General features: G+C 39.9%; 22 protein-coding genes and 1 pseudogene. 19 read left to right on the top strand and 4 right to left on the bottom strand.

The window, feature by feature from the left end; genetic code table 11:
• Positions 1 to 4: 4 nt before the first annotated feature.
• Positions 5 to 385, bottom strand: a complete 381-nt coding sequence (locus H7J92_RS08240) for a hypothetical protein (RefSeq protein ID WP_009497642.1) — start codon at positions 383 to 385, stop codon at positions 5 to 7.
• Between the two features lie 94 nt (positions 386 to 479).
• Here H7J92_RS08240 and H7J92_RS08245 point away from each other — a divergent pair, with 94 nt between their 5' ends.
• The 5 genes from H7J92_RS08245 to H7J92_RS08265 all read left to right on the top strand — a co-directional run bounded on the left by H7J92_RS08245 (position 480) and on the right by H7J92_RS08265 (position 6,071).
• A complete protein-coding gene (locus H7J92_RS08245; protein ID WP_040759253.1) occupies positions 480 to 965 on the top strand; it encodes a dUTP diphosphatase in 486 nt (161 codons plus the stop codon).
• Between the two features lie 144 nt (positions 966 to 1,109).
• The gene (locus tag H7J92_RS08250) at positions 1,110 to 1,598 is read left to right on the top strand and encodes a helix-turn-helix domain-containing protein (RefSeq protein ID WP_050804681.1); all 489 of its coding nucleotides are present in this window, start codon (positions 1,110 to 1,112) and stop codon (positions 1,596 to 1,598) included.
• Positions 1,599 to 1,722: 124 nt separating this feature from the next.
• Complete coding sequence (locus H7J92_RS08255) at positions 1,723 to 2,706, top strand: zinc-binding dehydrogenase (RefSeq protein ID WP_221836449.1); 984 nt, start codon at positions 1,723 to 1,725, stop codon at positions 2,704 to 2,706.
• Between the two features lie 24 nt (positions 2,707 to 2,730).
• On the top strand, positions 2,731 to 4,419 hold the full coding sequence (locus H7J92_RS08260) for a formate--tetrahydrofolate ligase (RefSeq protein WP_425516855.1): 1,689 nt from the start codon (positions 2,731 to 2,733) through the stop codon (positions 4,417 to 4,419).
• A 173-nt stretch (positions 4,420 to 4,592) separates the two neighbouring features.
• Complete coding sequence (locus H7J92_RS08265; protein ID WP_176132483.1) at positions 4,593 to 6,071, top strand: GGDEF domain-containing protein; 1,479 nt, start codon at positions 4,593 to 4,595, stop codon at positions 6,069 to 6,071.
• 44 nt (positions 6,072 to 6,115) lie between these two features.
• Here H7J92_RS08265 and H7J92_RS08270 read toward each other — a convergent pair.
• Positions 6,116 to 7,806 (bottom strand): annotated as a pseudogene (locus tag H7J92_RS08270) (M3 family oligoendopeptidase).
• Positions 7,807 to 8,015: 209 nt separating this feature from the next.
• Between H7J92_RS08270 and H7J92_RS08275 the strand changes: the two are divergent.
• From H7J92_RS08275 to H7J92_RS08290, 4 genes are all read left to right on the top strand, one after another.
• Positions 8,016 to 8,303, top strand: a complete 288-nt coding sequence (locus tag H7J92_RS08275) for a DUF6509 family protein (RefSeq protein WP_009497635.1) — start codon at positions 8,016 to 8,018, stop codon at positions 8,301 to 8,303.
• A 107-nt stretch (positions 8,304 to 8,410) separates the two neighbouring features.
• Entirely contained in the window at positions 8,411 to 9,394 is a 984-nt protein-coding gene (locus tag H7J92_RS08280) for an NAD(P)/FAD-dependent oxidoreductase (RefSeq protein WP_009497634.1), read from the top strand.
• 143 nt (positions 9,395 to 9,537) lie between these two features.
• Positions 9,538 to 10,032, top strand: coding sequence for an LURP-one-related/scramblase family protein (locus tag H7J92_RS08285; RefSeq protein WP_221836452.1), 495 nt, complete (start codon positions 9,538 to 9,540; stop codon positions 10,030 to 10,032).
• Between the two features lie 74 nt (positions 10,033 to 10,106).
• On the top strand, positions 10,107 to 10,469 hold the full coding sequence (locus H7J92_RS08290) for a DUF488 domain-containing protein (RefSeq protein WP_040759249.1): 363 nt from the start codon (positions 10,107 to 10,109) through the stop codon (positions 10,467 to 10,469).
• An 83-nt stretch (positions 10,470 to 10,552) separates the two neighbouring features.
• On the opposite strand, the gene H7J92_RS08295 is transcribed toward H7J92_RS08290, so the two are convergent.
• A complete protein-coding gene (locus H7J92_RS08295) occupies positions 10,553 to 11,581 on the bottom strand; it encodes an NADP-dependent oxidoreductase (RefSeq protein ID WP_078816861.1) in 1,029 nt (342 codons plus the stop codon).
• A 632-nt stretch (positions 11,582 to 12,213) separates the two neighbouring features.
• Between H7J92_RS08295 and H7J92_RS08300 the strand changes: the two genes are divergently transcribed.
• From H7J92_RS08300 to H7J92_RS17945, 8 genes are all read left to right on the top strand, one after another.
• Positions 12,214 to 13,026, top strand: coding sequence for a helix-turn-helix transcriptional regulator (locus tag H7J92_RS08300; RefSeq protein ID WP_221836454.1), 813 nt, complete (start codon positions 12,214 to 12,216; stop codon positions 13,024 to 13,026).
• A gap of 73 nt (positions 13,027 to 13,099) precedes the next feature.
• A complete protein-coding gene (locus H7J92_RS08305) occupies positions 13,100 to 14,077 on the top strand; it encodes an ABC transporter substrate-binding protein (RefSeq protein WP_221836457.1) in 978 nt (325 codons plus the stop codon).
• Positions 14,078 to 14,103: 26 nt separating this feature from the next.
• Positions 14,104 to 15,111 carry a FecCD family ABC transporter permease gene (locus H7J92_RS08310; RefSeq protein ID WP_221836458.1) on the top strand — a complete coding sequence of 336 codons (1,008 nt, stop codon included), beginning with the start codon at positions 14,104 to 14,106 and terminating at the stop codon, positions 15,109 to 15,111.
• Positions 15,104 to 16,135: a FecCD family ABC transporter permease gene (locus H7J92_RS08315; protein ID WP_221836461.1), complete on the top strand. Its 1,032-nt coding sequence runs from the start codon at positions 15,104 to 15,106 to the stop codon at positions 16,133 to 16,135. The genes H7J92_RS08310 and H7J92_RS08315 overlap by 8 nt, the downstream gene beginning before the upstream one ends.
• 24 nt (positions 16,136 to 16,159) lie before the next feature.
• Complete coding sequence (locus H7J92_RS08320) at positions 16,160 to 16,918, top strand: alpha/beta hydrolase (protein ID WP_221836464.1); 759 nt, start codon at positions 16,160 to 16,162, stop codon at positions 16,916 to 16,918.
• 10 nt (positions 16,919 to 16,928) lie between these two features.
• A complete protein-coding gene (locus H7J92_RS08325; RefSeq protein WP_221836684.1) occupies positions 16,929 to 17,720 on the top strand; it encodes an ABC transporter ATP-binding protein in 792 nt (263 codons plus the stop codon).
• Positions 17,721 to 18,309: 589 nt separating this feature from the next.
• Entirely contained in the window at positions 18,310 to 18,711 is a 402-nt protein-coding gene (locus H7J92_RS08330; protein ID WP_040759242.1) for an RrF2 family transcriptional regulator, read from the top strand.
• 34 nt (positions 18,712 to 18,745) lie between these two features.
• Positions 18,746 to 20,251, top strand: a complete 1,506-nt coding sequence (locus H7J92_RS17945) for an FAD-dependent oxidoreductase (RefSeq protein ID WP_343228082.1) — start codon at positions 18,746 to 18,748, stop codon at positions 20,249 to 20,251.
• A gap of 462 nt (positions 20,252 to 20,713) precedes the next feature.
• Here the strand turns inward: H7J92_RS17945 and trhO are convergent, their stop codons facing one another.
• Positions 20,714 to 21,688 (bottom strand): oxygen-dependent tRNA uridine(34) hydroxylase TrhO, encoded by a 975-nt coding sequence (gene trhO / locus H7J92_RS08345; RefSeq protein WP_040759240.1) that lies wholly within the window; start codon positions 21,686 to 21,688, stop codon positions 20,714 to 20,716.
• 378 nt (positions 21,689 to 22,066) lie between these two features.
• Between trhO and H7J92_RS17670 the strand changes: the two genes are divergently transcribed.
• Together H7J92_RS17670 and H7J92_RS08355 are read left to right on the top strand one after the other, a co-directional pair.
• A complete protein-coding gene (locus H7J92_RS17670) occupies positions 22,067 to 23,437 on the top strand; it encodes a polysaccharide deacetylase family protein (protein WP_009497619.1) in 1,371 nt (456 codons plus the stop codon).
• Positions 23,438 to 23,630: 193 nt separating this feature from the next.
• Complete coding sequence (locus H7J92_RS08355) at positions 23,631 to 24,443, top strand: DUF368 domain-containing protein (RefSeq protein ID WP_246602673.1); 813 nt, start codon at positions 23,631 to 23,633, stop codon at positions 24,441 to 24,443.
• Positions 24,444 to 24,483: the final 40 nt, after the last annotated feature.

Raw genomic sequence — 24,483 nt, forward strand, 5'->3', positions numbered from 1 at the left:
AGAATTATGATTTCATTAACTGCTCGATAGGATTCTTCCAATTGATCTCGGCGTGTGGATAATTAGTTTTGACCTCGGATTCTAAAAAATAGAAGTCCTCCTTTGTCATCCCTTGCAGTTTAGACTCGTCCTTTACCCAGATGAAAATGGATATGACATCGAATGAATCTGTTGTCGTGCCTAAATACTTCTCGCCTTCAAATAATGCACCTTTATACGTGATGAAGAAATTTTTTCGGATATTTTTCACATCATCATAAAAATAGTATTGCTCTTTTTCATGCGCTTCATCCAGTTTCCGCTTAGCATCCGTCAAATAGCGAATACCTACATAAAATAAGTAAATGACAAGAGCTATAATGAACACGCGAATCAATAAAACCATGAAATCAACTCCTGAACACTATATAATACTTTACTATACGGATGAACAGGATATAAGGTTTCATTCTACAGCAAACTTTCGGGGGGATTTTGAAATGAAATTACACCAATTATTCGAAATGCAGAAAGCATTGGATGCATACATACAAGCAAACCACCAACAAGCCGAAACATTCAATGAAAGAGGATTGGCGTTATTGGTGGAATTGTCGGAGTTAGCGAATGAAACGAGATGTTTTAAATTTTGGAGCACGAAAGGTCCTTCCGCGGATGAAGTCGTTCTTGAAGAGTACGTGGACTCTATTCACTTCCTTCTTTCGTTAGGAATTGAAAAAGGGTTTGACGACTTGGATGAATGGCCTACGAGTGATGAACTAGAACGGGATCTAACTCAATTATTTTTACAAACAGGACAGTCCATCTACAAGTTTTTGGATGACTTGACGTTTGACAATTACAAAGATGTTTGGATGCGGTATGGGGCATTGGCCAAAACATTGGGCTTTACAGAACAGCAGATCATTCAAGCTTATATTGACAAAAATGAAGAAAATTATGCACGTCAAAGAAATGGCTATTGAGCTCTACTGCTATGTATTTGATATATCGCGGTTCAGATGATACGATTCTTTCGAGCCTTATATGAATTTCATATAAAATCAATTGACAAAAAGACCTTTTTATCAATAAAATAAATGAGTAGAGCTCAAATGGGGGGTATTTCGTTGAACGAATGGAGTAAAGATGACTTTGGATTGCGTTTGAAAGCACTTAGAGAGCGACGAGGGCTTTCGATGATGGCATTTGGTGCCGCAATCGGAACATCTGCTAGTCGAATAAAAGATTGGGAGCGCGGGAAAAATGCCCCATCCGCTGCCTGGATTGCCAAAATTTCAGAACGTTTTTCGGTGTCTACAGATGAATTGATCATGGGTGAAGTAACCTTTACTCCTTATATAAAAACGACAGGAAACACCGTCGAATCGCTGTATGATCGACTTCGCGAAACAATGAATGCAGAATCCTCTGGAAAATGGCCATCCGAAAGCGATGAGATGTATGCGGAAATCGATTCAACTAATAAAGAACGATACCGCAGTGGGAAAGGCCGACGCTTAGCCGAAAAAGAATTAATGGAACTGGTTATCAGACTGCCTAAAAAAGATGTACTTGAACTATTGGAATTAGCTAAATATAAAAGACGTAACATCTAACACAATGACTCGATTGTTCATTGTGTTTTTTTGTGTCTGAAATATGGAATAGAGTGAAGTATATGAAAACATTTAATAATACGTTATGATAGAAGCGTATATAAATGTGGGAAGGATGAGTTGAATGAAAGCTTTTGTACATGAGAATGGCAAATTGCAGTTTACTAATATCGCAGAACCTATGGCAGGTAAAGGAGAAGTGGTAGTCGCATTGAAAACTGCTGGTCTGAACCGCCGCGACACGAAAATTCCAATTCGGCGGGGAGATGCCAAAGAACCTCTAGTGCTAGGTTCTGATGGGGCGGGTATCATTGAGTCAATAGGTGAAGGTGTAACAAATTGGAGTGTCGGCGATAAAGTAATCATCAACCCATCGCTTCGTTGGTTTGAAAAAAGTGATGCGCCTTCAAAGGAGTTCGATATTCTAGGTATGCCGGATCACGGTACATTTGCTGAAAAAATTTGTCTTCCAGCAGACCAGTTAGAAAAGAAACCTTCTTATTTAACTTGGGAGGAGTCTGCTGTTATCGCACTTGCCGGCTTGACAGGTTACCGCGCACTGGTGACGAAAGGACAAATACAAAAGGGACAGACCGTATTTATTCCTGGCGCGGGGAGCGGCGTCGCAACATTTTTAATTCAGTTCGCTAAGAAGCTTGGAGCGCGTGTAATTGTCTCTTCTCGAAGCGAAGAGAAAAGACGTCAGGCAACTGAAATAGGTGCAGATCTGGCGATTAATACAAATAGTGACTGGCAAGCTGAACTGCAAGATGAATGTGTGGATTTAGTAATAGAAAGTGTGGGAAGAGCGACATTTAATCGTTCCCTTGATGTCTTGAAACAAGGCGGCCGGATCGTTGTATTCGGAGCTACGACAGAGGATACAGTCGATCTTAATTTGCGGGAGTTCTTTTATGGTCAGTACACATTGCTTGGAACGACGATGGGCAGTCGTGAGGAATTACGTGAGATGTTATCATTTATTGAAACGCATCAAATTCATCCAGTTATTGATTCAGTTCTTCCGCTCGCAGAAACAAATGATGCATTTGCCAAGCTAGACGACAGTGTACAATTCGGTAAAATCGTTTTACAAATTATGCAATGAGACTATCCGAGAAATAGAAAGGCAGTGGGGGCAGTGGCGGAACAGGTGAAAACGCTGACGGATTTAGAAATTGCTTCAAAAGCAAAAATGCAGCCAATTGAAAAAATAGCGGAAAAAGCAGGAATACCTATAGATGCTCTTGAGTTATATGGGAAGTTCAAAGCGAAAATCAATGTGGATTTAATACCAAAAGAAACAAATCAAGCAAAGGTGGTCTTAGTCACAGCCACGAGTCCTACGCCGGCAGGAGAAGGGAAATCGACAGTGACGGTTGGTCTTGGTGATGCGCTTTCCCGCTTAGGTAAGAAAACGATGGTTGCTTTACGTGAACCTTCATTAGGTCCTGTAATGGGTGTCAAAGGAGGTGCCACTGGTGGCGGCTTCTCACAAGTAGTGCCGATGGAAGACATCAACCTTCATTTTACGGGAGATCTTCATGCAATCACAACTGTGAATAATGCACTGAGTGCGATGATTGATAATCATCTGCATCAAGGAAATTTGTTAAATATTGATCCGCGTCGTATAACATGGAAACGTGTTATGGATATGAATGACCGGGCTCTTCGCCATATAACTATTGGACTCGGCGGACCCGCTCAAGGAGTACCACGGGAAGAAGGGTTTGATATTACGGTTGCTTCTGAAATTATGGCTGTGTTCTGTTTGGCGACAGATTTGTCAGATCTCAAGGAGAGATTGGCACAGATCGTCATTGGCTACACGTATGAAAAAGAAGCTATAACAGTAAGGGACTTAGGGGTAGAAGGCGCACTTACTTTATTATTGAAAGATGCATTTAAACCCAATCTTGTCCAAACGATAGAAGGTACGCCAGCATTGATTCATGGAGGCCCTTTTGCAAATATTGCACACGGTTGTAATTCATTAATCGCGACAAACACTGCCCGTAATCTTGCAGACTTTGTGGTGACGGAAGCAGGGTTCGGTTCGGACTTAGGTGCGGAGAAGTTCATGGATATCAAAGCGCGGAAAGGGAATTTTCAGCCGGATGCAGTAGTCTTGGTGACGACAATCCGTGCGTTAAAAATGCAAGGCGGCGTAGCCAAGCAGGAATTGAAATCGGAAAATAGTTCTGCGGTTGAGCTAGGTTTAGTCAACTTAGAGAAGCATGTGGAAACGATTCGTGCATTCGGTGTTCAGCCAGTTGTTGCGTTGAATCATTTCATAGGAGATTCTGAAAGCGAACTTCAAAAAGTTCAACAATGGTGCAAGACAAATGCCGTAAAGATAGCTTTAACTAATGTCTGGCAAGACGGCGGGGCTGGTGGAGAGGAATTGGCGAAAGAAGTTCTCAAAGCATTAGATGAGCCAAATGAATTTGCCCCGATTTATGATGTGGAACAATCGGTCGAAGAGAAGGTGACCGCAATCGTCCAGAAAGTATATGGAGGATTAGGTGTTTTATTTACCGACCAAGCACTAAAAGATTTGGCTGAAATTCAGAAAAACGGCTGGGATTTACTGCCTGTCTGCATGGCGAAGACACAGTATTCCTTTTCGGATGATCCCAAAAAACTTGGTCGGCCTACTGAATTCATGATCACGATACGCAGTATTTTGCCGAAGCTTGGTGCTGGATTCCTCGTTTGTTTAACAGGTGACATCATGACAATGCCTGGTCTTCCAAAACAGCCAGCTGCGCTGAAAATGGATATAGATGAAGATGGCAAGGCAAAAGGCTTAATGTGAACATACTTAGAATGCAAGGAGTCTAATTAGGCTCTTTGCTCTTTTTTTTGTAAAGTAATGCATGCATTGTGACAAAAGACTGAAAAAAACCAAAATAAGGTCCCAATGGACTACTTTAATGATATAATATTTATAGAAGTTTATAACTATTGTTGAGGATGAGAGGTGATGGATTGGATAAGAATTTTCGCGGGAAATTAACAGTCATCCTCTTTTCATTCATGCTGTTTCTTTCACTCATTATCGTTGTGGCCGATTATCAGAAGCTGAAAAAGAATGTGCAAGCAAATCTGGAGACGAAAATTCAGAAGGCGGAAGATGAAATTATCACAAGTCTTTCCACTATTGATAAAGTCTATAACATACTAGACGTGGACCGTGCTGCGAATATGGAAGCGTATTCACTTAAACTGCTGGATCTGTATGAAGAAAATTCGGATTTTTCAACGTGGGATCTTGAGGCAATGGAAAAAGAAAGTGGAATGGATATTTTTATTATTAATTCTTCAAATGAAGTGATTGAGAGCAGTTACATAGAAGATATCGGTCTCAACTTTAATGAATGCTGCAAAAACTTTAGTACGTTATTGACAGAACGGCGTAAGCTTGGAGTTTTTTCTCATGATGCTCTGGATATTCAACAAAAAACAGGCGAATTCAAGAAATTTAGCTATATGCCGACTCCCGATGGAAAATTCTTAATTGAGCTGGCATATTACTTAGAGGATAAACTGGAATTCCAAGAATTTAATTTCAATGATACCACGGAGCGGTTGGAGCAGGAAAATGAGCAAATTAAATCGATCAACGTCTACACATCTTTCGGTTTACTGTTAGGTGACAGGAGAACGGATAGGGATGTAAGGGTGGCTGCATCTCGTGAAGAAGTCTTCAAAGAAGCTTTTAAGAAGTTCGAGAAAAGAGAACTAACTGTCGAGGAAAATGGGCAGACGTTAACTTATCGTTACATACCCTATAAAGCAGAGAAAGCGAAAGGACTTTCAACTAACCGTGTAGTGGAAATAGCATACTATGACGTCCCTTTCGCCAGTGTACTCGCATCATACAGAAATCAATTTATCTTTCAAATTATCGCGATTACAATCATTACCATTATTCTCTCGATTGTTCTGGCTCGAATGATTTCAAGACCAGTATATTTAGCCTTCCATGATGTGTTGACTGGATTAAAGAATCGCGCAGCGTTCGAAGATACGGCTGTAGAATGGTTACGCCAAAAAAAGGGACCTTTGCAATTTATGATTATCGATTTGGATAACTTTAAATTGGTGAATGATTCACTTGGCCACGGAGAAGGAGACAAGATTCTAATTCAAGCTGCAGAAATTATTGGAAAAGAAAGTGGGAAAGATCACTTGGCAGCTCGGATTGGCGGCGACGAATTTGTCGTACTGTTTTCTCGGCTAACAGAAGAGCAAGTGAGGGAGCGAGCGGAAAATATGTTAAAGACAATGCGTCAATCCTTTAGTTACTTGCAAAAAGAAGAAATACCCTTGTCAATCAGTATTGGGATTGCAATCGCTGATGAGAAAGATACCATGCATACCCTCTATCATAAAGCGGACCTCGCTTTATACCAATCAAAGAAAAAAGGAAAGGATCAGTATTCGCTATATAATTCCGCAGAATAATCAAAACCGGTCATCTCAAAGTGGGATGACCGGTTTGATTGGAATCAATTAAGTTCGTTTACAGCTAACCAATTTCTGATTGAATCGGCAATAGATTGTACGGTGTCTTCTTCAAATGGAGACTGCAAGTGTGCTTCTTTGATGAGCTCCAAAAAGGATTTTGAACCACCAAGTTGGCAAAGATGTACATAATCTTTCCACGCGGAATCGAAATCTTCGATGGAACGCTGCCAGAATTGAAATGCGCAGATTTGAGCAAGCGTATAATCGATATAATAAAACGGCACTTCATAAATATGACCTTGTCGCTGCCAGAAGCCTCCTTGTTCTAAATACGGATGTCCATCATAGTCACGAGTCGGTAAATAGATATTTTCTAACTCTTTCCACACGGATTTTCGTTCACCAGCGTCAGATCAGGCTGATCATAGATCCGGTGCTGAAATTCATCCACAGCTACTCCGTATGGTAAAAATAAGACACCTTCAAGTAAATGGGTATAACGATAGAGGTCGGCGTCCTTTTCAAAGAAAAGATCCATCCAAAACCAAGTGAAAAACTCCATACTCATCGAATGTATCTCTGCGCCTTCACTCGTGGGCCAAATATATTCGGGGATTCCAATATTTCGACTGGAATAAACTTGGAATGCATGGCCTGCTTCATGAGTTAAGACGTCGATATCACCGGAAGTACCATTGAAGTTGGAAAAGATAAAAGGAGAGTCATAGTTATCGATGAAGGTACAATAGCCGCCGGCCTCTTTTCCTTTCTTCGCCACAAGATCCAGCAGATTTTTTCGTTTCATATAATCAAAAAAGCGTCCTGTCTCGCGAGAAAGTTCTTGATACATCTTTTGCCCATTTTCAATAATCCACTCCGGCGACCCGCTTGGCTGCGGATTGCCTTCAGGAAAGTGTAACGGTTCATCATAGAACTTTAATTTAGGTACATGGATTCGATTTGCCTGCCCATGACGAATTTCTGCAGCTAAGGGAACAATTGCCTCTCTAATTTGCTTTCTGAAACCTTCTACCATCTTTGCATCGTAGCCTATCCGATCCATCCGGACGTAACCAAGCTCTGTGAAATTCTTGTAACCAAGCGTCGTTGCTATTTTATGACGCACTGCAACGAGCTGATCGAAAAGGTCATCGAATTGATCCGCATGTGCAGCGAAGAAATCGGCTGACGCTTGCATAGCGTCTTTTCTTATCGAACGATCAAGCGACTCTTTATAAGGTCCGAGCTGAGCGAGAGTTAACGTCTCGCCTTGAAATTCTATTTGCGCTGAAGCGACAAGCTTCGCGTACTCAGAGATCAGTTTATTTTCTTGTTGCAAGAAAGGCTGTACCTCATCGGAGTATGAGCGGATTGCGTTTTCTGCTAAAGCGAACAATTGGGGTCCCCATTTAGCCTCGAGATCTCCACGGAATGGTGTAGTGAGCAATGCTTTATAATACTCGCTCTGCAACGCTTGGAATTGAGGTCCGATTTCATCAAAAACATCTCGCTCTTGCTGATAAAAAGAGTCGTTCGTATCGATGGAAGAGCGGATATACATGATGTTTTCCTGTGTACTATAGTTCCTTGTGATCGTATTAATCTGCTCAATAATGGCGGATTGATCTTCGAATGAAGAGGCTTGTTGAAAATTTTCAAGAAGTGCATGGAATTGCTTTGAAAGTTCATTCATGTCTGGTCGGGTATACTTATAATCTTCAAAGGTAAGCATATAATTCCTCCTAATTCGTCTTAACGCAGTCTATCCATTCATTTTCGAGCAACTATTCATGAAAAGCAAACTTTTTATCAGAATTCATGGTCTTAAATTGCCCCCTACATGTAAAATGATGTAGGATAGAGGAAGCACTAAAGTGAACAGCGCTGAAATGCCCCAAGTGGTTGGCGATACTTTAAAGAGCGGGAAGAAGGAGAAGTTGTATGAACATAGTAAACGGCAAGGTAGAAGAATTGGTGGATCCGACAGGCATTATAGAAGGACAGAGGTTTGAGTTCCTTTTGACGGTCAAATTGGATGAAGAAGATGAGCTATACAATGAGAATGGCACGGGACTGCGTATTCTATATTCTGTAAAAGACGATCAACGCAAAATGTTAACATATCAATTTTATGAACTGGCTACCGAAATTCCATTTGACGTAGAATGGGACGAAGAAGAACAAGCAGCAGCAGAACAGTATTGCCTGGCTCATTTTCCTGAAATGTAAAACAAAATAGATGTAACTCTCTAAGAAATAGTAGATAATATAGTAGGAATACGTGTTGTAGATCTCAAGAGTATTATACTAAAGAATTGTTTATAGGAGTGTTTTTCATGAATCAAGAAATAGTAGATATTACGATTATCGGCGGAGGACCGACTGGATTGTTTTCATCGTTCTATGCAGGTATGCGTGAAATGTCTGTGAAAATTATCGATAGCCTGCCGCAGCTGGGCGGACAATTGATCGAGCTATATCCTGATAAATATATTTACGACGTCGGCGGCTTCCCTAAAATCTTAGCAAAGGATTTAGTGGCGAACTTAGTCACACAAGCGCATCATGCGAATCCGGAAGTTTTATTAGGTGAGGCTGCATTGTCTGTAGAGAAAAAAGACGATCATTTTGTTCTGACTACAGATAAAGGACAGCATCTGACACGTACGATTTTATTAACTGCCGGAATCGGCGCATTCCAACCGCGTAAAATCGGTTTAAAGGAAGAAGCTCTTTTTGAAAACAAAACATTGCACTACGGCATTAAGGACCTTTCCATGTTCAAGGACCAGAACATCCTTGTATGTGGGGGAGGAGACTCTGCACTTGACTGGGCGTTGATGCTGGAAAATATCGCAAGCCAAGTCACGCTCGTTCACCGAAGAGAGCGATTTACGGCGCATGAAACAAGTGTTAATCAGCTGCGCAATTCAACGGTGAATGTTTTGACATCCCATACGGTAAGTGAAATTCATGGTGATGGCGATAAAATCGAGAAGTTGACCTTAACAGAAAAAGGCGGCGACACGAAAGAATTCGAAGTGGATCATGTGGTCGTCAACTATGGTAATATTTCTTCACTTGGGCCATTGAAGGAGTGGGGCTTGGAGATGGAGCGCAACTCGATCGTAGTCAACTCTCGAATGGAAACCAATATTGAAGGTATCTATGCAGCCGGAGATGTTACAACGTATGACGGCAAAGTGAAATTGATTGCTGTCGGTATGGGTGAAGCACCAGTTGCTATCAGCCACGCGAAAGCTTTTATCGATCCGAAAGCTAAGCTGCAGCCATTACACAGTACTAGTGTATTTGGTTGATCTGAAAATAAAATTCATACCCTATAGGAAGCCTCAGCCGGGCTTTCTATAGGGTATTTTATTGTTCGTGCATAGATTCAAATGAAACTTTTTTTGAAAAATTTGCGTATGTGAAGGTGCATTTAAATAGGAGGGAGAGTTAAATGAAACAACTATACATTAAACAAAAGGTGTTCAGTATGAGCGGCAAGTTTACAGTAAAGGATCAGACCGAGAAAGATGTCTATTATGTAGAAGGCAGTTTTATGAAGGTCCCTAAGACTTATTCAATCAAAAATTCTGAAATGAATGAGGTAGCACTGATTACGAAAAAAATATTCAGTTTCATGCCGACTTTTTTTGTTGAGACTGAGAATCGAGAAATGGTAACGATCAAGAAGCAATTCACATTCTTGAAAGCAAAATATACTATTGATGCGGCAGGACTTGAAGTGCGGGGAAACTGGTGGGATATGAATTTTGAGGTTTTGCAAAATGGGGAAGTTATTGGTGCTGTAGATAAGGAATGGTTCACGTGGGGGGATAGCTATCAAATAGAAATTATGAAGGAAGAAATGGAAATCCTACTCGTTGCTCTTGTCATAGCTATTGATTGTGCTAAGGCTGATCAGGCAGCTGCTTCCAGTGGGAGTGTTTGAGTTCAAGGCATTCTTCATACTCAGATGTTGCATTTCCGGACCACCATGGAAATTGGAAAATGGGAGGAGAAAATATGTCTGTTCAGATAAAACGAGTATATGATAAGGCTGAAAAAGCGGATGGGATACGGGTTTTGGTAGATCGTCTATGGCCGCGGGGAGTCAGCAAAGAGGATGCTAAGCTGGATGACTGGTTAAAAGAAGTGGGACCGAGCAAAGAACTTCGTGAGTGGTTTGGCCATGATCCTGAAAAGTTTGATGAATTCAAAAGGAAATACAAAGAAGAGTTGAAAAATAATAAAGTCCAAACAGAAGAATTGAACAAATTGATCAACCGGAGCAAGGAGCATGATGAACAATTGACGCTTGTATTTGGGTCGAAGGATGAAAAACATAACCAGGCAATCGTTCTTAAAGAACTATTGGACCACCAATGAAATGCATGAAAAATACGTTAAAAGCAGTCTGAATACCCTGCTTGGAGAAAACTCCATACAGGGTATTCGTTAACCATATAGTATTAAAGCTTTGTTATTTCAGGATCTGCAACTTTTACAAGTTGTTTCCCAAGGTTTGTTCCTTCGAAAAGACCTAAGAACGCATTTGGGATATTTTCAAAACCCTCAACGATCGTTTCGTTATATTTCAATTTTCCTTCCGCAAGCCATTTACCTAAATCAGCAGCAGCAGTTCCAAAGTCTGCTGAATAATCCCCGACAGTGAACCCTTTCATTAATGCACTTGTTTTGATCATAGCTGATTGAAGGCGAGGGCCGACGTCCTGACCTTCTTTATTATAAGACGAAATCGCTCCGCATAAAGGGATACGCGCATGTTTATTCAACAAACGAAATACCGCGTCTGTTACTTCGCCGCCTACATTATCAAAATAAATATCTACGCCATCGGAAGCAGCATTTTCCAAGTCTTGTTGAAAACTGTCATTTTTATAATTCACTGCCTCGTCGAAACCAAGTTCACTTTTCAGATAATCAACCTTCTCATCCGAACCTGCGATCCCCACTACTTTGGCTCCTTTCATTTTGGCGATTTGACCAACGATGGAACCAACTGCTCCTGCAGCACCTGACACAACAACGGTTTCGCCTTTTTGCGGCTTTCCGATATCTAATAATCCAAAATACGCTGTAAGGCCAGGCATGCCAAGGATTCCCAAATGTGTAGTGATTGGGGCAATGGATGGATCTATTTTTCGTATATCTTTCTCCATTGCTGCAGTGTACTCCGCCCAGTTTAGATTGCCTACAACAACATCACCTGGCTGGAAAGCATCTGAATTTGACTTCGACACTTCACCTACCACACCGCCAACAATCACCTCATCGAGCTTAAAAGGCGGGATATAAGATTTTGCATCTTGCATCCGTCCTCGCATGTATGGATCTACCGATACATATAAAGTTCTGATCAGTACTTCTTTATCTTTAAGTGTAGGAATAGGACGCTCTACAAAATTAAAGTCTTCCATAGTAGGCAAACCAGTTGGACGTTTTGCTAAGTAAATTTCTTGTTGTGTTGCTTGAGTCATTAATAAGTCCTCCCATTATGTTCGGTTATAGGTATTAAACATGCTATACCCTGTTAATAAACTTACTAATAGTAAGTTTATATTCAACCTTACTATTAGTAAGTAAACATGTCAATTATAAGGCCGTTTTTTGTGAATATCGGCTGTAAGTTAGCAGTTGAAATACAGGGAGGTGTTTCATTTGATTAACTAACAGGAAAATTGGGGAGCTAGAAGAGAAATATTAAGCCGAAATACTGCTGATCGTAGTCTTGTTGTCTGCATTCATAGTGTATAATATTTTTTTTAATCTACTGATTTTTAATAAGAAAATAAGGAGCCATCCGAGTCATTTTCACCTGACTTTACGGATGGCTCTTGTTTTTTATGTTTATTAAAATAAATGGACTTTTTACATACGATGGATTAAATAATGCAAAAACTCTTCTTATTATTCCATTTACATTTATTCAAAATTTGTTATTATATTAATTGATAATGATTATCAGTATCAAGTGAAAAGGAGGGATTAACAACACAATGATAATAGCATTATTTTAGAAGGTCGAGTAATAGTATGAAAAATGAAAAAAGGACGAGATTATTTATTTGCATCCTATATGAATTCGTCCTTTCTAATAAGAAGGGGTTAGATGACAAATTCTGAACATTTGGTAGAACTATATGGAACTGCTCCGCTCACATTTTTAGATATTGTTACACAAAAAATGGCGGAGAAAGATTCAATTCGATCCTTTACTTCGAATGTCGGGGCAGGGGGACTGCTATTCCCTATAGATGGATCGGCTGTTTTTACGATTGAAAATGTAGAGTACATGTTGGAGAGAGGGAAAATCTTGCATGTAGGACCCGATTTAGCGATAGAAAGCCAAATAACAAGCGATCGTCCTTTTGAGTATGCAGTAATTCACTTCAAACTTTCATGTGACATATCAGATCAATTTCCACTTTTTTATAAACATTTCCTGCTCCAGACGAGTGAAAGTATCAAACTAGCTAAGATAGTCCAACAACTTCAGCAAAACTTTTTGATTCCAGGGGCTTTGTCCTATTTACAGTCTAAAGTGTTGTTTTTGAAGATCTTAGAAGAGCTCATCATAATAACTGAAAAAAAACGCTCAGACAGGATCGACGATATGAGTGCCATCATCGAATATATGCATCAGTTTTACGAGCAGGGGATCAGCGCATTGGATATCGCAAATCATTTCAATACAGAGAGAAGAAAGCTGTCGTCCTTATTTTTCAAACAAATAGGGGTGAGTCCCACAAGTTATTTAACAGATTTGAGAATTCAACAAGCAAAATTATTATTGCGTACCTCTGATTTGCCAATAGCTGAAGTTGCTGAGAATACGGGCTATAAAGACCATTTTTATTTCAGTAGAGTCTTTAAAAAAGAGACGGGCTTTTCACCAACTGGTTATAGAAAGCATATGGGTTGAGGATAAATTTCACAATAGTAATGATAAATATGAAGGTCTTACATCAAAAATAGAAAAAAGGAGAAATTGCCAAATGAAAACCAAAGTACAACTATTTATCTTATCACTAGTAGCATTGTTCGCGTTAGCTGCTTGTAGCACCCAAGAGAAAGTTGAGGCAGATACAGAAAAGGAAGCAAAAACAGCAACAAGTGAGGCGAATACTAGTGAATCGGAGACGCGTGCTATTACATATTTAGGAGAAACATATACGGTTCCCAGTAAAGTGGAGCGTCTTGTAATTACGGGTGCAATGGAAGCGATGGAAGACGCTACAGCTTTAGAAGTAGAACCTGTTGGAGCCATAACGATTGCTGGTGAGTTCCCGGAAATGTTTAAAACGGCAATGGGCCAAGCTGAGTCAATTGGAGAAAAACAGCAGCCCAATTTCGAAAAAATCGTCCAATTAAAGCCAGATGTTATTTTAGGGTCAACTAAATTTTCTGAAGAAGTAGTAAGTAAGTTAGAGCAAATTGCACCGACTATCTTAGTTTCACATATTTCCTCCAGTTGGGAAGACAATCTCATGTTGATGGGGGAGTTGAGTGGAAAAGAGGAAAAAGCTCAAACGCTATTAAGTGACTATAAGGAAAGTGTCAAAACAATAAAGCCTTCTTTAGCTGAGGATTTCAAAGACCAAACAGTTGTGGCCATGCGTGTTCGCGGGGGCAAAATGTTCGTCTATCCAGAAGATGTCTTTTTCAATCCTGTTTTGTATGAAGAACTAGGATTGGAGATTCCTGAGACGATTAAGAAAGCTAAAGCACAAGAGGAACTATCAGTTGAACAACTTGCAGAAATGAATCCAAATCATATTTTCATGCAAGTACAACAAACTGGAACGCAAGAGAATGAACAAGCCTTCGAACATTTGAAGAAAAATCCGATTATCCAAAATATCAAAGCGTTTAAAGAAGATCAAGTCTACGTAAACGTCGTTGATTCGCTCCTTGAAGGAGGAACTGTTTTTAGTAAGAGTGCATTTGTGAATGAATTACAGAAAAACTATTAATTCTAATGAAAATAGGAGCTATTTGTATGTCGAAGATACGAAATAAACCTACCCTATTACTGATCGTCATACCGCCAGCCTTAATCGTTACAATGATTTGTTCTGTTATGTATGGGGCGACAACTTATGACGTATCAACTGTTTGGAGAGCTATGTATCATGCGGATTTTTCAAACATGGATCATCTGATCATACGAAATTCTCGAATTCCAAGAGTGGTGGGTGCACTTCTTGTAGGGTTATTTATTGCTATCTCGGGAGCGTTAATGCAGGGGATGACAAGGAACTTTCTTGCATCTCCTAGCATTATGGGCGTTTCAGATGGGTCTATCTTCGTGATTACGTTAAGTATGATATTTATGCCGAATGCCACGCCGTTAACATTGATCCTCTATTCATTTGTCGGATCTATTCTAGGGCTTCTATTTGTATTCGGTGTCGCTAATTTGATTCCAAATGGGTTATCACCGATTTCCTTAGCGATTATCGGTACAATTCTTGGCATGTTCCTAAACGGAGTGTCGCAAGCGCTCGCTACATATTTTCAAGTCTCACAAAATATTAGTTATTGGTACAATTCTCGCCTGCATGAAATCGATCCAATTATTATTAAATGGTCAATACCGTTTGCACTCATTGGACTCATCATCGCATGGATTGTCAGTAAATCCATCACGGCTATTTCCTTAGGAGATGAAGTCGCACAAGGATTGGGAATCGACCTTCTTAAAATTAAACTTCTGACCATATTGAGTGTTGCGCTCTTAACTGGAATCTCCGTAGCGATGGTTGGGAAAATTACATTCATCGGTTTAATCATTCCGCATATCGCTCGATTTTTAGTCGGCGAAGATTATAAGCGAATTATTTTTTTCGCTGGAGTTTTAGGCGCATTTTTCTTAGCTTGGGCAGATATTGCCAGCAGATTGATCAACCCGCCTTTCGAAACCCCTGTAGGTGTGATGACTGCTTTAGTCGGTGTTCCTTTCTTCCTTTATCTAATACGAATAAAGGGAGGGAAACAACATGCGTAGACGCGCGGCATCAAGACGTTTTACCACTGTTTTCTTTCTTGGTTTAGTGTTAGTGCTACTGGTCATGTACATGAGCTTGGCAACTGGAATTATTCAATTGACTCATTTTGAGATCATCCGCACTCTGTTTGGACTAAATGAAAATCTGGATGATCAACTTGTGATTTATGAATTTCGCATCCCGCGTATTACTATTGCTGCCTTTGTAGGTTGTGCTTTAGGTATAGTCGGTGCTGTCTTGCAAGGTCTTACAAAAAATCAATTAGCGGATCCCGGTATTTTAGGGATACAAGCTGCTGTCGGTTTTTCAGTAGTTTGCTATATGTTTATTGTACAAAGTAATGTAGTCGGCATGAGCGGGCAGTCTATCTTCAGTATGTCGTTATTTGGTTGGCTGGGCGGGGTTCTCGCTGCTATATTCCTCTTTATGTTCTCTAGAAACCATGGAGAGCTCGATCCAAAAAGATTGATATTGGTAGGAATTGCCATAAATGCTGAATTTGGTGCGCTTACACTTTTCGTTTCATTAAAGATGAACCCACAAGATTTTGAAATGGCTACGGTCTGGCTGTCAGGAAGTATTTACAGCGCATCATGGGAACAGATCTATTCAATCATCCCATGGTTGCTCATCGTGGTACCTTTTCTCATATGGAATTCGCGTACATTGAATTTGCTGCAATTAGATGAAGTATCAATGGTTGGTCTTGGATTACGGGCAAATAGAGTTCGGCTCCTTTTTCTTTTGGGGGCAGTAGGTTTAATCAGTTCCAGTGTCATCGTTTCAGGGAGTATTAGCTTTGTTGGCTTGATTGCACCTCATATATCAAGACGCTTGGTAGGCATCCATTATCAATATGTCATGCCGATCAGTGGGGTGGTCGGAGTTCTGTTAGTAGTAATTGGGGATTGGATAGGGCGAACGATTTTCTCGCCTGCAGAGTTGCCTGTAGGTATTGTCATTTCCATAATCGGAGTTCCATACTTTGTATATTTATTGATGCGTTCAACGAGATCGATGTAGTGAATTGATAAGGAGGTGATGGGGATGCAAGGAAATATTCAAAAGATATTTCGGCACCCTTTAGCGGGACATTTTTATAAAATAACTGTGTCGGTTCCAAATGAAGAAGTGCCTGCAACAGGCTTTCCGGTATTGTATATTCTAGATGGCAATGCTTATGGAACTATGTGCGAAGAAATATTGAAGCTGCAGTGGCGGAGGGCTGAAAAAACCTATATTTCTCCAATGATTATCGTGAGCATTGGATATGAGCTAGACGAAGTATTTCCCGCCTTGCGTGTATACGATTTTACTCCTTCTTATCCCGCTAGTTCATTGCCTGATAAACCAGATGGTACTTCATGGCCGGCACATGGCGGAGCAAAAGAATTTTTAGATTTATTGGAAGAAGAGATTCAACCATTTGTTACCAAGCAGGTATCTGTTGATTTAAATAACCAAATTTTATTCGGCCATTCATTAGGCGGGTTGTTTGTTTTATATGTGCTATTTGAACGACCTGAACTGTTTAGAAATTATTTATGTTGCAGTCCGTCTATCTGGTGGAATGATCGAGAAATTTTAATTCATGAACGAAAAACCTGTCTTTTTCCAAATAAAAAATTGTACATTGCAGCGGAAAAGGTAGAAAAAGGGGATATGTTCGAAAATAGCCTAATGCTTTATCAGAGATTAAAAGCTCATCATCCTGATTTTGTTTCTTTTACCTCTCCAGTTGGAGAAAACCATATGTCCATAGTTCCCGCGATATTCAGCGAAGCAATGCGCTTTTTTTATAAATAACATAGAGGTGATAAAAATGATAGGGATCGACCACATTCAAGTAGGGTATGGCGAGCAATTAATCATCAGCGATCTTAGTGTCAACATACCCAGTGGAGAAATCACTACAATTATTGGACCAAATGGCTGTGGGAAATCTACCTTGCTTAAGACGATTGCCCGGATTTTAAAAGTACAGCAAGGAGCGGTTTATATCGATGGGAAATCGGTACACGAAACGTCTTCCAAAGAAATAGCGAAGAAGTTGGCGGTTTTGCCACAAACAGCTGCAGCGCCAGGAGGTTTGACAGTTCAGGAGTTAATTACATATGGGAGATTTCCGCACCAAAACTATTTTGCAAAGACTACGTCAGAAGATAAAAAGATGGTGGAATGGGCATTAAAAAGCACTAATTTAGAGCAGCTTGCTGATCGTCCGATTGAAGCATTGTCTGGCGGTCAAAGGCAAAGAGTGTGGATTGCGATGGCGTTAGCACAAGATACAGATATCTTAATCTTAGACGAACCAACCACATATTTAGATATGGCGCATCAGTTAGATGTATTGGAGCTATTAAAAGAATTAAATAGCGAAGAAAATAAAACGATTGTGATGGTCCTTCATGATGTAAATCATGCCTCAAGGTTTTCGCAGTTTTTGATTGCTATGCGAGATGGAAAAGTTGTAACAGAAGGAAAAGTCTCAGAAGTCATGACTGCCCACTACTTAAATGAAATTTTTGATATTCACCCATTTTTCGCGAAATGCCCTATTAGCGGAAATCCAATATGCCTTTCTTATGAAAAAACAAAGGTAGGTTGAATTTCAAAGATTAAAATGGAGGGAAAGCTACAAACAATTCAGTTCGGTTATAACCATAATTAAAGAAAAGAATGTTTAAGCGATTTATGAAGAGTATAAGGTCTGGATAAGATTGTGAATAAGAAAAAAGGAAGTGTTTATGTTAATAATGGATTCCGTTGCCTATCGCAAAACTAGAATTTACACTCAAAAATGCAAATAAAAATATATATTTAAAAGCACCATATAGTTTAGGTATATTTCTTCATAAGCTAGCTTTAATAACAACTATATTAATAAAAAGAAGCAGCCAATTCGCAGTTATATTAACTGCGAATTGGAGGGGTAACTCAGATAATGTAATCGAAAACTGAACTACGTTAAAATTAGGGCATTTAATCTTTGACTTTTTTCGAGATATTCTATTTTGGGAAAATGCCGCTGTTTTAATTGATCATTAGTATGTACAGTCGCATGCCTAATTTGCCGAATATCTGAAAAAAAGATTTATAAATCTCCAAATTGACTTCCTTTACGTATAGTGATAAGCTAATCCGTATTAGGGATATTAGGAGTCTCTAATATCCCTTTTAGGATAAGGAGGATATGTATGAGGTATTCAAACGCCACAAACTACGCCCTGCACACAATGGTCCACTTAATGCTGCAGCCTAGGGAGAACCTGGTGGGAGTGCAGGAATTAGCTGAAATGCAACATCTTTCCCCGACGTACCTTTCTAAGATATTAACCAAACTTACGAAAGCTGGTTTGGTCGAGTCGACACCAGGAGCGAAGGGAGGCTATAAAATCTCCAGAACAAAACACGAAATATCCTTTTTAGATGTTATTAATGCGACTGAAGGAGATAATAGCTTATTCGACTGCTCCATTCATCATGAAGGCTGCCTGATTGAGAAAGTCATGTGGCAGGCAGAAGAAAATATGAAAAGTGAATTGAAATCAAAGCTTTTGATTGATATTGCTAAAGAGGCAGAATCCAAACAGGAATAACGAAAAAGTTAATTTATTTAAAGGAGTGGACAAAATGATATTAGACTGCGCTGTGATTGGCGGAGGACCGGCTGGGCTGAATGCTGCATTAGTTCTTGGAAGATCAAGACGTAAAACGATTCTGTTCGATGACAATAAACCAAGAAATGCGGTAACCTCCGAGTCCCACGGGTTTATCACAAGGGACGGTATACATCCGCAGGAATTCAAAAGAGTTGCCCAGGAAGAATTAAGCAGATATCCAGACGTGAGAATTGAAAAGCAACGGGTGTATCGTATAAATAAAGAAAACACTTTTTTCCAGGTGGAGACAGAAAATGGGGAAGTATACAGCGCGAAAAAGATCATTCTCGCAACCGGTTTTAAAGAAGTCCTTCCAGATATCCCAAGGGTGGAAGAGTTCTATGGCAAAAGCCTGTTCAGCTGTCCTTTCTGTGATGGCTGGGAATTAAGAGATCGTCCGCTAGCAGTGATTGCAAATGATCAAAAAGCTTTTCATATGGCGAAACTGGTGTCCAACTGGACGAACGATTTAATTATTTTTACCAATGGCAATAAAATACTATCGCTGGAAGAACAAGAATTACTCAAACGCTACGGAATCAGTATTAATGAAAAGAAGATCGCCACTTTCATTGGCGAAAACCGGATGCTGAAAAAAATTCAACTTGAAGATGGTACAAAAGTGCTCCGTGAAGGAGGGTTTATATCTGTGGAATGGAAACAGGCTGCTTCTTTTGATTCTACACTTAAATATACATTAAACGAGCATGGTGGAATTGAAACCGACAGCTGGCAACGCACGAATACGGAAGGGGTGTTTGCTTGTGGAGATACGCGAATTTCCGGTCCCTCCCAATTAATTATTGGAACGGCAGAAGGTAGTATGGCTGCCATATCTGTGATTACAGCACTGACAGAAGAAAAATTTAACCAGGATAAACAGCCACTTAAAAGGAGAATATATATGCATCACCCGCATGGTAAGAATAGCAAAGAAAAAGTATCATACTTGGAAAGCCCAGAACGAAGAAAGGAATTTTCCCCGGAACAGTTGCTGAACATGATACCTTTAAAAGAAACGGACAGCATCTTGGACTTTGGCGCCGGAACCGGTTATTTTTCCATCCCGGTGGCGAAGAGGACCACGGGAAAAGTATACGCACTAGATATCGATGCTGCAATGCTGGCAATAATAAAAGAGAAATCCTTGAAGGAACAGCTTTCGAATATTGTCCCGGTGCAAGGAAGTATGGAGGAACTACCTTCACCTGAAGGCACTATCGATATGATTATTGCTTCTCTGATATTGCATGAAATTCAGCCGCTGGGACCATTGTTACAGCAAATGAGAAATGTACTGAAAAAAGAAGGCCATCTAATCTGTCTAGAACTTGAACCAAAAGGAAGTTCCGATAAAGGATCAAGAATTACCTTGGAAGGAATGGAGCGAGAAATGAAGGAAGCAGGATTCCAGGTAACAGAGAAATATTTTCCATCGGAATCTCTATACATGCTCGTTGCACAGAGAAGGGATTAATCGATTATTTTTTTGTTTTATTAAAGATATTAGGTATCTTTAAAGACTTCAATTCATTCTTCACATAACATGTAGTTGACGAGCTAGTTTCCTTTTTCGAGGCAAACAGGGCAGGAATGATATATAGGCACTGAGGCTAACGTAGTTGTCCAATGCCCATTTTCTTTTGTGGTTCCTTCTAATCATTCATAGTGTGACAAATCAATGATTTTTTTGATAAACTGATGTAGCAAGTGGCAGAACCTCGTGTTTGTTTCGACAACTTTCACAATAACGGATTTGCCATTTGTTTTCATTTCATCGTCTTATCTGTCGACTACACTTCGCGGTGATGAACCAATATGGCTCCTAGTTAAGCAGGTGTTTTGGTGAAGAGCCGAGAAGCCGTTAATAAAAAAGTCGCTGTCAATAGAAAAACAGCCAACTCCACTCTAGGAAGTTGGCTGTTGTCTATTCAATCAATCATGAAACTGTCTCTTCTAAACGTAACGCTTCAATTTTAGCTAAGCGATCGTTAAACTCCTCAACCGTTAAATCGTGTTCCACGAAATAACGATTGCGTGGATGTACACGACATTCATCTGAACAGCTGCGCATATAGACATGTTCATTCTCTTCAGAACATAAGATTTTCGCATTACACTCCGGGTTCGCACAATTCACATAGCGTTCGCATGGTGTGCCATCAAAATGATCACGGCCAACGACTACATGCTCCACTTGATTGATCGGAACTGCGATACGCTCATCAAATACATAACACTGGCCATCCCAAAGCTGTCCTTTTGCAACAGGATCCTTACCATACGAAACAATACCGCCATGTAAATGCGCTACGTCCTCAAAGCCCTCTCGTTTCAACCAGCCAGTAAATTTCTCGCATCGGATACCGCCTGTACAATAAGCCAATATTTTCTTACCTTCTAGTTGCTCTTTATTTTCTAGAACCCACTCAGGTAGATCACGGAAGTTTTCGATATCTGGACGGATTGCTCCGCGAAAATGGCCTAAGTCATACTCGTAATCGTTACGGGCATCCAGAACAACTGTGTTTTCGTCTTGCATCTGCTCTAGAAATTGTTCAGGCTCCAAATACTCACCAGTTAACTCTAAAGGATTGACATCTTCAGGTAAGCTGAGATTAACAATTTCGGGTCGGTGTCGTACGTGCATTTTTTTGAATGCGTGACCGTCTGTTTCATCGATTTTGAACCAAATATCAGCGAAACGCGGATCAGCTTTCATATGTTCCATGTACGCGTCAGTTTGTTCAATTGTCCCTGAACATGTTCCGTTAATACCTTCTTCACCAACTAGGATTCGTCCCTTTAGTCCAGTTTCCTTACAGAATGCCAGGTGTTCAGCAGCGAATTCCTCAGGATTTTCCACGTGGACGTACTTGTAAAACAACAATACTCGATATTCATTCTTTTCCATTTTAATTACCGCCTTCTGTTTTCTCTTTGCAATAGATAACAGCCGAGATCGGTGTGTATCAAAGGAGATGGTAAGTTCCCCTTACACCCGGATTTGCAAGATTCGGGCCTTGGATATTATACCATAAATCCGATTTCAGGAAAAGTATATCTTCAGGGGATTGCCCAATCTACTTAATGAAAAAATATTGAGAGATTCTATCAAATTCTTGTTTAGTTATAAATTTATTGTATACTAATAAATAGACATACTTTTTTAGTTTTCGCTATAAATCTACCATAGCTGACTGCATACAGAAGAGATTTGTCCGATCAAACTGAATAAAGCAATTTTAGGTAGTTTCAAAGATTAAGAAATATCGAAAAAAGGAGTCTTTCTATGAAGTTCAAAAAGAGAAAACGCCGTTCGCTATGGATCGATGTTGCGTTTTCAAGTGCAATCATGGCAATGACAGCCATTGCATTACTGTTAATATTTAACACATCTGACCGGTCGACAAATGCATCTCCAAATAAATCAAAAAAAGAGACGAAGCCGGAAATATTGGTCGACTCAAGCGACTCAAATTTTCCAGGCGTAAAAATTGTCACTGAAACTACCAATGATCCAAATAATCCGTTTGCAATCCAGTACCCTCAAACCGAGTTTACAGATTTTAATGACGAGATATTGGAGTACATAGATCAATGGAAAACTCGTTATTTGAAATCTGACTCGGATAAAAACAGTACAACACCAAAAGAATTGAATATTTCATTTGAAACAGTACAGCATAAGTCAGGGAACTACTCATTCGTTATGCTGACAACAATTTCAACGAGTGAAAGTGATAGCCAGACAGAGATTCGTACATTCCATATCCAGCCAGAAACAGGTAAAGGAATTAAGATGACGGACTTGGTTGGTGGAGACGTTGAAAAACTAAAACGGATTGCTAAAGTAGTTCGTGATCATATTTATCAAAATCCTGAATTCAAAGACATACTCCTAGCGGAAAATGTCTGGACGCCGACGGAACCTTTATGGAAAAATTATCGTAATTTTTCTTTGACTGACGACAAAATCATTTTTTATTATGATGCAGGCGTTGTTACGGAAGAGTCAGCAGGCCCGGCAATTGTGGAAGTCCCCTTAGAAAAGTTAAATCCATTTTTAGCTGAAGAGTATCAAGTGGAGGTCGCTGAAAAGTCTGAGGGCAAAAAAGTCGCACTCACATTTGACGACGGTCCTGATCCGAAATCCACTGTAAGAATTCTTGAGACACTGAAGAAATACGATGCAAAAGCGACGTTTTTCATGTTAGGAAGCCGCGTTGAATATTATCCGGAAATTGCACAGCAGGTTGCCGAAGCTGGTCACGAACTAGGCAACCATTCATGGAACCATCCTTCGTTAACAAAAGTACCGGATAAAAAGCTCTATGACGAAGTACAGGGGACTACGGATATCATTCAAGAAGTAATCGGACAACCCGCAACTGTTTTCAGACCACCATATGGCGCAGTCGATGATCGTGTGCGAGCTATTACAAATTTACCTGTAGTAATGTGGGATGTTGACACCTTGGACTGGAAACATCACAATCCTCAAAAACTATTAGCAATAGTGAAAGCTCATACGCGTGATGGGAGCATTATTTTGATGCATGACATCCATAAAGCAACAGCAGATGGTTTGGAATCCGTTATGGCTTACTTGCAATCTCAAGGTTATTCATTTGTAACCGTTTCTGAATTAGAAAATTACTAATTTAAAGTTGTTTCATTGTTTTACTTCTAACAATGGAACAACTTTTGTTTTGTACTAGTCCTATTTAGTAGAGGATGGACATACAGTAAGAATATCAGTCCAAATGAGCATTAAAGAAAAATGGCGTCATGTTATTAACAGTTGACTGCGTGATATACTGTATGGAATGAATTTTATTGGAGGAACAATACGCATGGAGTGGAAAAATTTATATCGAGGGTTTTTAATGGGAATCAGTGATTTGATCCCAGGTGTGAGTGGTGGAACAATTGCTTTCATATTAGGAATATATGATCGATTGCTTATCTCGATAAGCGGATTTTTCAGCAGAGAGTGGAAAAAGCATATTGGATTCTTGCTTCCACTTGGCATTGGGATGGGTGCGACCATTATCTTATTCAGTAAAGTAATTTCTTATTTATTGAAGCATTATCATGAACCTACTCAATATTTCTTCTTAGGGTTGATCGTAGGCGTAATTCCGTTTGTTTCCAAGCAGGCAGGATTGAGAAAAAGTTTTAAGTTTCACCATATAATATTAATGTTAGTTGTGGCAGCAGGACTTGCCTCTACCATATTTATTAAGCCGGCGGATCCTAGTCTCATCACACATCTGACAGGAAAGACAGCGGTTATATTATTTTTTTCCGGATGGGCAGGAAGTATGGCCATGTTGTTGCCAGGTGTGAGCGGATCTTTTGTGCTATTGCTGCTTGGCGTCTACACGACTGTTATTACAGCAATTTCAGACTTTAATATTCCGATTATTTTAGTTACAGGTGTCGGAATCACTGTTGGATTTGTGGTGAGCAGTAAACTTATTCGCATGTTGTTGACTCATTTCCATACCGGAATGTTTGCGGTCATCCTAGGTCTCATTATTGGTTCCATTTTTGTTATTTTCCCGGGAATCCCTGAAAGTGGCACGCCATTTGTCATGAGTGTGGTCGCCATTATTACAGGATTAATCATCGCTAATATTTTGAATGGCGTAGGAGAAAAATAATGTTCAGACAAAAGCGCTTGGAGAATGAACTCCAAGCGCT

Source organism: Sporosarcina aquimarina (genome assembly GCF_019748715.1).
GTDB classification, from domain to species: domain Bacteria; phylum Bacillota; class Bacilli; order Bacillales_A; family Planococcaceae; genus Sporosarcina; species Sporosarcina newyorkensis.

Coding starts and splice junctions, on each gene's coding strand:
- H7J92_RS08240 (WP_009497642.1), bottom strand. CDS start 385: ATGGTTTTATTGATTCGCGTGTTCATTATAGCTCTTGTCATTTACTTA.
- H7J92_RS08315 (WP_221836461.1), top strand. CDS start 15,104: ATGCGTAGACGCGCGGCATCAAGACGTTTTACCACTGTTTTCTTTCTT.
- H7J92_RS08285 (WP_221836452.1), top strand. CDS start 9,538: ATGAAACAACTATACATTAAACAAAAGGTGTTCAGTATGAGCGGCAAG.
- H7J92_RS08295 (WP_078816861.1), bottom strand. CDS start 11,581: ATGACTCAAGCAACACAACAAGAAATTTACTTAGCAAAACGTCCAACT.
- H7J92_RS08255 (WP_221836449.1), top strand. CDS start 1,723: ATGAAAGCTTTTGTACATGAGAATGGCAAATTGCAGTTTACTAATATC.
- H7J92_RS08320 (WP_221836464.1), top strand. CDS start 16,160: ATGCAAGGAAATATTCAAAAGATATTTCGGCACCCTTTAGCGGGACAT.
- H7J92_RS08245 (WP_040759253.1), top strand. CDS start 480: ATGAAATTACACCAATTATTCGAAATGCAGAAAGCATTGGATGCATAC.
- H7J92_RS08290 (WP_040759249.1), top strand. CDS start 10,107: ATGTCTGTTCAGATAAAACGAGTATATGATAAGGCTGAAAAAGCGGAT.
- H7J92_RS08310 (WP_221836458.1), top strand. CDS start 14,104: ATGTCGAAGATACGAAATAAACCTACCCTATTACTGATCGTCATACCG.
- H7J92_RS08280 (WP_009497634.1), top strand. CDS start 8,411: ATGAATCAAGAAATAGTAGATATTACGATTATCGGCGGAGGACCGACT.
- H7J92_RS08330 (WP_040759242.1), top strand. CDS start 18,310: ATGAGGTATTCAAACGCCACAAACTACGCCCTGCACACAATGGTCCAC.
- H7J92_RS08355 (WP_246602673.1), top strand. CDS start 23,631: ATGGAGTGGAAAAATTTATATCGAGGGTTTTTAATGGGAATCAGTGAT.
- H7J92_RS08275 (WP_009497635.1), top strand. CDS start 8,016: ATGAACATAGTAAACGGCAAGGTAGAAGAATTGGTGGATCCGACAGGC.
- H7J92_RS17945 (WP_343228082.1), top strand. CDS start 18,746: ATGATATTAGACTGCGCTGTGATTGGCGGAGGACCGGCTGGGCTGAAT.
- H7J92_RS08300 (WP_221836454.1), top strand. CDS start 12,214: ATGACAAATTCTGAACATTTGGTAGAACTATATGGAACTGCTCCGCTC.
- H7J92_RS08305 (WP_221836457.1), top strand. CDS start 13,100: ATGAAAACCAAAGTACAACTATTTATCTTATCACTAGTAGCATTGTTC.
- H7J92_RS17670 (WP_009497619.1), top strand. CDS start 22,067: ATGAAGTTCAAAAAGAGAAAACGCCGTTCGCTATGGATCGATGTTGCG.
- trhO (WP_040759240.1), bottom strand. CDS start 21,688: ATGGAAAAGAATGAATATCGAGTATTGTTGTTTTACAAGTACGTCCAC.